The sequence below is a fragment of the Chloroflexus sp. genome, from assembly GCF_034435895.1.
GTDB lineage: Bacteria > Chloroflexota > Chloroflexia > Chloroflexales > Chloroflexaceae > Chloroflexus.
The window spans coordinates 20,255-28,877 of the sequence record NZ_DAOTWH010000202.1 but is presented as its reverse complement, the minus strand read 5'-3'; the positions used below and the strand labels follow the sequence as shown (position 1 = coordinate 28,877).

Here is an 8,623-nt window from a genome sequence, read left to right as displayed (position 1 = left end):
TAGGCGGCACCTCCGACGCTTTTGTGGTGAAGTTGAATCCCACCGGAACGGGATTGGTGTATGCGACCTTCCTCGGCGGTAGCAGTCTCGATGAGGTCAGTGCCATCGCGGTGGACGGCAGCAGCAACGTGTACGTGACGGGTTCTACCTATTCTGCCGACTTCCCAACCACGGCGAGGGCGTTCGATACCACCTATAACAGCGGTGAAGCCTTCGTCGTCCAGTTAGACCTCGCAGACACCTACACCCTCAACGGGAGGATTACTACCGCCGCCGGCGCGCCGGTGGCCGGCGTTACTGTCAGCGCCGGCGCCCGATCAGCAACCACCGATACGAACGGCGACTATACCTTGACCAAGGTGAAAGCAGGGACGTATACCCTCACCCCAGCCCTGTCCGGCTATATCTTTACGCCGGCCAACCGCACGGTGACGGTCACGAGCGATGTCAGCAGTCTAGACTTCACCGCCATAGCCGGCTTTGCCATCAGCGGCTCGGTGCGCGATCGCAGCGGCAACCCGGTCGCCGGAGTCGTCGTGACCGCCGGCAGCCGCAGTGCCACCACCGACAGCGTCGGCGCCTTTACCCTCATCATTCCCGCCACCGGCGCCTATACGCTCACTCCCGCCAAAGCTGGCTATGCTTTCGACCCGCCCTCTCAGCGCGTGGCGGTGACAACCTCGCTGAGCGGCATCGCCTTCCGCGCCTTCCAGCCCGACCCAGCCAAATCGATTGACCTTATCGTTTCGTTCGACGGCAACCTGACGCCGGCCCAGCGCGCGATCTACGAAGAGGTCTTCCGCCACTTTGCCAACGCCGTCTTCGAGTTTTCCAACGGCGCGCATAAGCTGCGCTCCGTGCGTATGTTCACCAACGGCGCTCAACGCGACGCCGCCCACATCCGCTGGCTGGCGAAGAGCTGCCTGCCCCAAGCGCACAGCGGCAGCTATCTGGTGCGCGGGATGGCGATCATTATGTGCGACTCGATCACAAGCAGCAACACCAATCTGCTCGCCCATCCGCAGCTCGCCGGCTATCTGCTGGCGCACAATTGGGGGCACGCCTTCTATGGGTTGTACGACGAAGGCCCGCTAGACGCGCCGTGCCAAGCTGACCGGCCCGACCGCGCCTGCAGCACTGATCAAGCAGTGACATATAGCCTGATGAACCCGGAAGCGCCGTCGCGCAGCGTAACCGACGTCCGGTGGCTGAATGTGTCCACGCCACTCAACCAGCAAACGCAGACGGCCCAGCGCCGGATATATCAAACTAGCGGCTGGGAAACCTTGGCTCACCCGTTATGGCAAGACCCGCGGGTGGCTGGACGGTATCCGCCGCGTCCGTACCACCCGGAGCTGGCCGCCGTCGCGCCAGCGAGCAGGCAGGCCCCGTCGATCGAGTTGGTGAGCGGCCATCGTGCCCGTAGTTTGCTTACGGTGCAGTGGGAAGCTGGGGCGACTATGGCCAGCGTAGCTGAGGTGACAGCCAGCGTGACCGTGCTGAACGGTGACCCAGCGCCGGCCGGCGCGTCGCTGATGGTGGCGGCGGTATTGCGCGCTGGCTACCCCGTCGTAGGAGCGACGGCCAGTGGCGTGCTGCGGGCCGTCGATGGGCAGGAATGGCGCTTTACCCTGCGCGACGACGGTAGCGGGCCGGATTGGCAGGCGAATGATGGAGTGTATAGCGGGCAGGTGACGCCGGCCAAGGCCGGGCCGTACACGGTAGAAGTAACCTTCACGAACCCGGACGGTGCGGCGTCGAGGTCTACGACAGCGGCAGCATCATCGTCCTGCCGGGAGAGACGCTCACAATCCCGCCGCCGCGCCCGCTGGAAACGACGCTGCACGTCACCACCCAGACAACGGTGACAGTGGGCAGCAGCCAGAGCTGGCAGGTCAACCTGCCGTTGGTGCTGCGGTAAACGAGGCAAAGTAGAGCCGGACAGTTGTCCGGCGCCGCAAAGAACGCAAAGGGATGTTGGATCGGTTCCCATTTCGACGCGCGTACCGTACCCTCGGCGTCCTCACGCCCTCGGCGGTACACATCGACCCTCACCCCCATCCCCTCTCCCGCTTTGCGGGAGAGGGGCGCTGCTGCGTTCCGCTACCGTAATGCTTCACCCGCCCAGCTCGCGGCTCCCTCTCGACCGCCGGCAGGGGGGTGAGGGCGAATACCAAGACGCAAAGCGAGCCAAGGCGCAGAGGTTGTAACGCAAAGACGCTAAGGACGCAGAGGGCGCAAAGGGTTTTAGGATCTTTTCCCATTGCCGACGTCCTCTACCCTCTGCTGCGTCCACGGCGGTAGGCATACACCAACTACGCAACCCGCTTGCCCGTCGCCACCCGGCCATTCGCCGGTTGCGACACCGGCTGGCTGCGCAGGGCGTAGGCAACGCCTTCTTGCAAGGTAGCCCGCGTGACCAAGCCTTGCATCGTCACGCCAATCTGCACCAGCGTTTGGGCGATTTCCGGGCTAATGCCGGTCAGCACCACCTGCGCACCGAGCAGAGCGGCGGTTTGGGCGGCGCGAATGAGCGCGCTAGCGACTTGGGTGTCGACGACCTTGACGCCGGTGATATCGATAATCGCAACTTTAGCCCGATGCCGGCTCACGCCATCGAGCAGCGCTTCCAGAATCTGCTGGGCGCGAGCGGTATCAACCGCGCCGATCAACGGCATCACCACCACCCCATCGGCAATCGGCAACAGCGGCGTACTCAGTTCGCACAAAATCGCCTGCTGAGCCTGAATCACCTGCTCTTGCAACGCCAGCCGCTGGCGCTCCTCTTCAGCGCGCAGTTGTTCGGTGATGTCGCGGTTGATCGAAGCGTAACCGGCTAACTGGCCGTCACGATTGCGCAAGACCGGGATCGAGAGTTGGACGGTGATCGGGGAACCGTTGCGGTGAAGGTAGCGGATGGTCGTTTGGGCGCCGCCGCCGAAGGCGGCGGCATGCACAATCCGATCGAGCTGCGCCCGATCGGCCGGATGAACAAGATCGAGCCACATCTTGCCAGCAAGGGTTTCGTAGCCTAACATCGCGGCAAATGACGGGTTAGCGTAGATCAAGCGCAGCTCCGGATCAGCAATCCCGATCCCGTCCGGCGCGCTCTCAACCAGCAAGCGGAAGGTACGCAGCCACCCTTCCTGCTGGCGCACTTCAGTAATATCTTCGTAGAAGCCCAGCACCCCAATCACGTCACCGTTGCGCTTGAGCGGCAACTTGCCGGTGCGCAACCAGATGACCGAACCATCGCCACGGGTAAAGGTCTCTTCGATATGCAATCTCGGGCCGGTCGCCATCACCAAGCGGTCGCTCTGCTGGTACAGCGCAGCCTTATCGCGCCATGGCATATCGAAGTCGGTTTTGCCAACCATCTCGGCGACATTCGCGAAACCGGCATCGGCCAGCGCGCGCCGGTTACAACCAAGGAAACGCGACGCGGTATCCTTCCAAAACACGCCGAGCGGCAGGCTATCGATCACCAAATGGAGCATCTCGCGGCTATGGTACAACTCGTCGCGCAGTTGTTCAATCGGCGAGATATCGTGCCCGATCGAGGTAAACCCAATGAGATTGTTGTCTTCATCGTAGTGGAGCGTAATGGCCCACAGAAAATCAAAGACGTGGCCGTTGCGATGAACGACGTGGTTCTCGATCGGTACCGAACGCAAGCCAAGTTGCACCCATTCGGCAATCTGCTGCTGCAACGCGGCCCGATCATCGGCATGGATGAAATCTAAGACATGCCTGCCGACGCATTCTTCAGGGGTATAGCCAAGGTAATGGTGCGAGTTCGGGCAGATATAGGTGATGAAACCCTGTGCGTCGGTTTCTATCACCAGCAACCACGCGCTAGCCAGTGCAGTACGCAGACGATCCAGTTGCGCGATCGCGATTTGGCACCGGGATGTGCCATTGGGCATTGGTTCGATTGTCATAGGCGATTGCTACTCCATCGACGGCAACGGGTCAGCTTGGTATAAAAATGGGATGCCCAGTTTTGGCAGCCCATCCTGCGCGCGATGTATACGTTGTGGCGAGCACGTTTCTTATGATTGTATGTGCTTGGCGTCTCAATAATTGAAGTGTTAACATTATATGTAATTATTATATCATGATTTAAGGCAAAATCAAGCGACGAAATTAGACTGCTCACTTTGCATGCAGCAGTGCAATATAATTTCCATGGATGATCAATCTATTTTGCCAAAAAACTGCAGTCGAGAAGCGATCCACATCAGTAATATTGCAGAAGATTGTTATATGTTTTGCTGCCATGATTTGACAAATCCTAGTAGCAACTCGCCGATCCGTCGTTTTGTCCTATCTACTGTTTGCCATTCACCCGTTGCAGCGCCACTCGGCGGCTTAGCGCGTAGGCAATCCCTTCCTGCAACGTCGCTCTGGTAACAATCTCATGGAACTCGATACCAAGGTGGATCAAAGTCTGCGCAATTTCCGGATTGATGCCAGTTAACATCACCTGCGCGCCGAGGAGACGAGCTGCCTTGGCGGATTGGAACAAAGCGCCGGCAATCTGGGTATCAATCACCTTCACGCCGGTAATATCGAGAATGGCAACCGTGGCCCGATAACGGTTGACGCCATCGAGCAGCGTTTCCATAATCTGCTGAGCACGGGCGCTATCGATGGCGCCAATCAACGGCATCGCGACCACGCCATCAGCAATCGGCATCAGCGGTGTGCTCAACTCGCGCACAATTGCCTGCTGAGCTTGAATAATCCGCTCTTGCATCACCAGCGTCTGCCGCTCGCGTTCAATCCGGCGCTGCTCGGTAATGTCACGGACGATGACCAACACGTTGTCGTGACTGAGGGTCATGCGCGCTTCATAGTCACGGAGTTCATCCTTGACCGGCATCTGATACTCGTAACGCTGGCCTTGGCCAGTAGCGAGCAACGCTTCGATATGCCGCTGCGTCAACGCGACTAGCTCAGGCGGCAATACCTCGTCGATCCGGCGATTGAGAAAGACCTCAGGCGGTAACGCGAGATCGTCGTTGCTGTCGGCTTTGAAATCGAGAAACACGCCATCACGGCTGAGCAAAAAGAACATATCGGGCAAGGATTGAATCAGCGCCCGCAGGCGCTGCTCTCCGGCGCGCAACTGCGCTTCAAAGCGCAACTGTTCGGTGAGGTCGCGGTTGATCACCGCATACCCCAACAACGAACCATCGCGATCGCGCAGAGCCGGCAGCGCAAGCTGAGCCGTAACGACCGAACCATCGCGGCGCCGATAACGGATCGTGGTTTGCGCATTGCCGGTTTGGCTGGACTGCTGCACGATCGCAGCCAGTTGATCGCGATCAGCAGGGTAGACGAGTTCAGACCATGCGAGTGCGTCCAGCGTCTCGTAGCCGAGCATCTTAGCGAATGCCGGATTCGCATAGGTGATCTGCAGAGTTGGAGCAACAATGCCAATCCCATCGGGAGCGTTTTCGACCAACAGGCGGAAGGTGCGCAACCCCTCTTCGCTGTTGCGCAAGGAGGTAATGTCTTCGGAAAAACCAAGCACGCCGATCACTTTATCATCGCGCCGCAGAGGAACTTTCGCCGTGCGAATCCGGATAACCGAGCCATCGCTACGGGTAAAGTTCTCTTCGATATTCCCTTTCGGGCCAGCCGCCATCACCAAACGATCGCTGTATTGGTAGCGTTCGGCCCAATCGCGCCACGGCAGCTCGAAATCAGTTTTTCCAACGATCTCAGCAAAACTGGCGAGACCGGCATCATCCAGCGCGCGCCGGTTGCAACCAAGGAAGCGTAACTCAGTGTCTTTCCAAAACACCCCTAACGGCAAATTATCGATCACCGTGTAGAGCATCTCACGGCTCTCGAATAACTCCTTGAACAACCGTTCCTGCTGCGAGATGTCGTGCCCGATCGAGGTGAAACCAACCGGTAATCCCTGCTCGTTGTAGTGGATGGTCACCGACCACAAGAAGTAAAAGACATCGCCATTGCGATGGATGATGCGGTTCTCGCTCGTCGCAGTGTGCAGACCAAGTTGCACCCATTCGATCACGTTCTGTTGCAGTTACTCACGATCGTCGGGATGGATCAGCTCCAGCACCGTTTTGCCGACACATTCTTCAGGCGTGTACCCAAAGTAGCGCTGGGCAGCGGGGTTAGCATAGGTAATGATCCCTTGGACATCGGCCTCGGTGACAAGCAGGGCAGCGCCGTTGATTGCAGTCCGAAGCCGCTGCAATTGCGCGCGCTCGGTGTCGTCATCAAAGAGGGAAGATTGCATAGGGTGGTTCCAGTTGGGTGGAAAGGGGTTACAAATCGTTTTTACGGCAACAGCGCTTGTTGCGGTTGCCTTATCGCTATTTTAATCAAAAATTATTAACGAGTAACTAAGAAGCAATTAACAGCAAGTGAAAACAATTTTAAAATTGATATTCACCGCCCTGTGCGCGGCGTAGCCATCTCCCCCGCACGCGAACCGAACCACCTTTAGGGATGCCATCCGCTGAAGCGGGAGATTGCTTCGGGCGCTCCGCGCCCTCGCAATGACAACCGCACCCTACCGCCCCGCCGGTCAGTGCGCGCCGCCCGTAGGGGCAGCACGCCGTACTACCCCCCACGACCACGAACCGAACTCGCTTAGGCATGCCTTACGCTAAAGCAGGAGATTGCTTCGGGCGCTCCGCGCCCTCACAATGACAACAGGGCGTAGCCCTTCACAATGACAAAAGGGCCAAGCGAATGTGAGACATCAATAAGGGGTGAGGCGTGGCCCCACCCCTGCCGGGTGCTTCAGGGTCATTTACCTTAAAACCGAGGGTGCGTTTCGAGTTGTTGCACCAGCGCCTCGAACAGATCGCTCTCGGTGATAATGCCGATGACCCGATGTTGATCGTCAACCACCGGCAATCCACCGATCTTGTTCTCGATCATCAGCAAGGCTGCTTCGCGGAGACCGGTCTCTGGCGTGACTGAGATCGGGTTCTCGGTCATGACTTCGTAGACCTTCACATTCCGCAACGCCTGCGCAATATCGACCGGATCAAGCCCGGCGACGCGCATGACATCGGCGCCGCGAATATCGCCTTGCGTGATGATACCGCGTAGTTCGCCGGTATCGACCACGACCGGCAAGCGCCGGATATCATGCTCGCGCATCAATGCCAGCGCCTCGCTCAGCGGCGCGGCGAGATTGATGGTGATGGCCGGTGTGCGCATCCAATAGCGAATCTCTTGCTCGGCTGGAACAGCCTTTGGTTTGTTCGTCATGGTGCGCCTCCTTGCGCTGATGAGTAAGGAGAATCCTGTTTTCATTGTAGCAGGCATTGCGCGCGCGCATAATGAAAAGTTGCCGTCATTGCGGTAATCATGCGACAACCGGATCGTGTGATTGCTGGTGATACTGATGCAGAGGGAACGTTTTGCCTGTTCCTGCCGAGGGAGCGCGGGCCGCCGGCCCGCTGTTCGCGTCGCCGTAGCGCTGCGGCAGTGTACTGCCGCACTCCATAATCGCCAGCCCGCCGTTCGTGCCGCCGTAGACCCAGAGCAATAGCGATTCGCCGTTCAGCGCATCCAGTTAAAGGTGGTACAATACCTCTGCCGGTTCAATGTGAGGTGTTCGTATGCGGTTCCGCTGGGTATTCTGGTTGGCAGGATTGTGGTTGTTAGCGGCTTGCGTTCGCTCACCCGCGAGCATGCCTTCGCCAACCCCAACCGGTGCGGTGGTGTCGATCCCGCTGGCAGTGGCGCCGGCCCAAGCGGCTACATCAACCTCAACCCCAGCCACGGTATCCATTCCGTTCGTAGGTTCATCGGACGCTGCTCCGTCCCAGTCGCCGCCGTTGTTGCCGTACCGCGTGGTCGCTGATTATCCGCACGATCCCCGCGCATGGACGCAAGGCTTGATCGTGGCCGGGCCGGGCCGCTTGTACGAGGGTACCGGCGATTACGCCAATTCGTCGCTGCGCGAAGTCGATCTGGCGACTGGCCAAGTGCTGCGCAGCGTTGATCTTGGCGACCCAATGTTGTATGGCGAGGGGATTGCCCAGATTGGCGACCGGATTTTCCAGATTACGTGGCAGAATGGCCTTGGTCTCATCTATGACGCCGCCACCTTTGAGCGGATTGGCACCTTTACCTACCCCACACCGCCGGCGATAATGCCGCGTGAGGGGTGGGGCCTGACCTACGACGGCGCCAATCTGATCATGAGCGACGGCACTGCCACGCTTTATTTCATCGATCCGGCAGCCACCATCGCCAGCGGCCGGTTGGCCGTTGTGCGCACCGTCACAGTCACGATCGACGGCCAGCCGCGTGACCGGCTGAATGAGCTGGAGTATATCAACGGCGTGATCTTTGCTAATGTCTGGTATAGCGATCAGATTGTGCTGATCGATCCGGCCAACGGCCACGTGATCGGTGCGCTCGATCTGAGCGGCTTGCTCTCGCCTGAAGAACGCGCAACGGCTGATGTCTTGAACGGCATCGCCTACGATCCGGCCAGCGGCCAGATCTTCGTGACCGGCAAATATTGGCCGCGCTTGTTTGCGATTACGCTTGAGCAGAACATCTACCTGCCGCTGATCTCCGGCCCGGATGGTCAGTAGCGCCTTATTTTTTGCCCGCA

6 protein-coding genes are annotated in these 8,623 nt (G+C 59.0%); 2 read left to right on the top strand and 4 right to left on the bottom strand.

Features of this window, described 5'->3' with window-relative positions; all coding sequences use genetic code 11:
- On the top strand, positions 1 to 1,868 hold a 1,868-nt coding region (locus U9R81_RS11980; RefSeq protein WP_322495681.1), incomplete at its 5' end, for an MSCRAMM family protein.
- Between the two features lie 447 nt (positions 1,869 to 2,315).
- On the opposite strand, the gene U9R81_RS11975 is transcribed toward U9R81_RS11980, so the two are convergent.
- The 4 genes from U9R81_RS11975 to U9R81_RS11960 all read right to left on the bottom strand — a co-directional run bounded on the left by U9R81_RS11975 (position 2,316) and on the right by U9R81_RS11960 (position 7,263).
- Positions 2,316 to 3,941, bottom strand: a complete 1,626-nt coding sequence (locus U9R81_RS11975; RefSeq protein ID WP_322495680.1) for a PAS domain S-box protein — start codon at positions 3,939 to 3,941, stop codon at positions 2,316 to 2,318.
- Positions 3,942 to 4,330: 389 nt separating this feature from the next.
- A complete protein-coding gene (locus U9R81_RS11970; RefSeq protein ID WP_322495679.1) occupies positions 4,331 to 6,049 on the bottom strand; it encodes a PAS domain S-box protein in 1,719 nt (572 codons plus the stop codon).
- Between the two features lie 12 nt (positions 6,050 to 6,061).
- Entirely contained in the window at positions 6,062 to 6,277 is a 216-nt protein-coding gene (locus tag U9R81_RS11965; protein ID WP_322495678.1) for a PAS domain-containing protein, read from the bottom strand.
- 524 nt (positions 6,278 to 6,801) lie between these two features.
- Positions 6,802 to 7,263, bottom strand: a complete 462-nt coding sequence (locus U9R81_RS11960) for a CBS domain-containing protein (RefSeq protein ID WP_322495677.1) — start codon at positions 7,261 to 7,263, stop codon at positions 6,802 to 6,804.
- A 353-nt stretch (positions 7,264 to 7,616) separates the two neighbouring features.
- Here U9R81_RS11960 and U9R81_RS11955 point away from each other — a divergent pair, with 353 nt between their 5' ends.
- A complete protein-coding gene (locus tag U9R81_RS11955; RefSeq protein ID WP_322495676.1) occupies positions 7,617 to 8,603 on the top strand; it encodes a glutaminyl-peptide cyclotransferase in 987 nt (328 codons plus the stop codon).
- Positions 8,604 to 8,623: the final 20 nt, after the last annotated feature.

Excerpts from the sequence above, each read along its gene's own strand:
- U9R81_RS11975 (WP_322495680.1), bottom strand. The coding sequence starts at position 3,941 with ATGACAATCGAACCAATGCCCAATGGCACATCCCGGTGCCAAATCGCG.
- U9R81_RS11965 (WP_322495678.1), bottom strand. The coding sequence starts at position 6,277 with ATGCAATCTTCCCTCTTTGATGACGACACCGAGCGCGCGCAATTGCAG.
- U9R81_RS11960 (WP_322495677.1), bottom strand. The coding sequence starts at position 7,263 with ATGACGAACAAACCAAAGGCTGTTCCAGCCGAGCAAGAGATTCGCTAT.
- U9R81_RS11955 (WP_322495676.1), top strand. The coding sequence starts at position 7,617 with ATGCGGTTCCGCTGGGTATTCTGGTTGGCAGGATTGTGGTTGTTAGCG.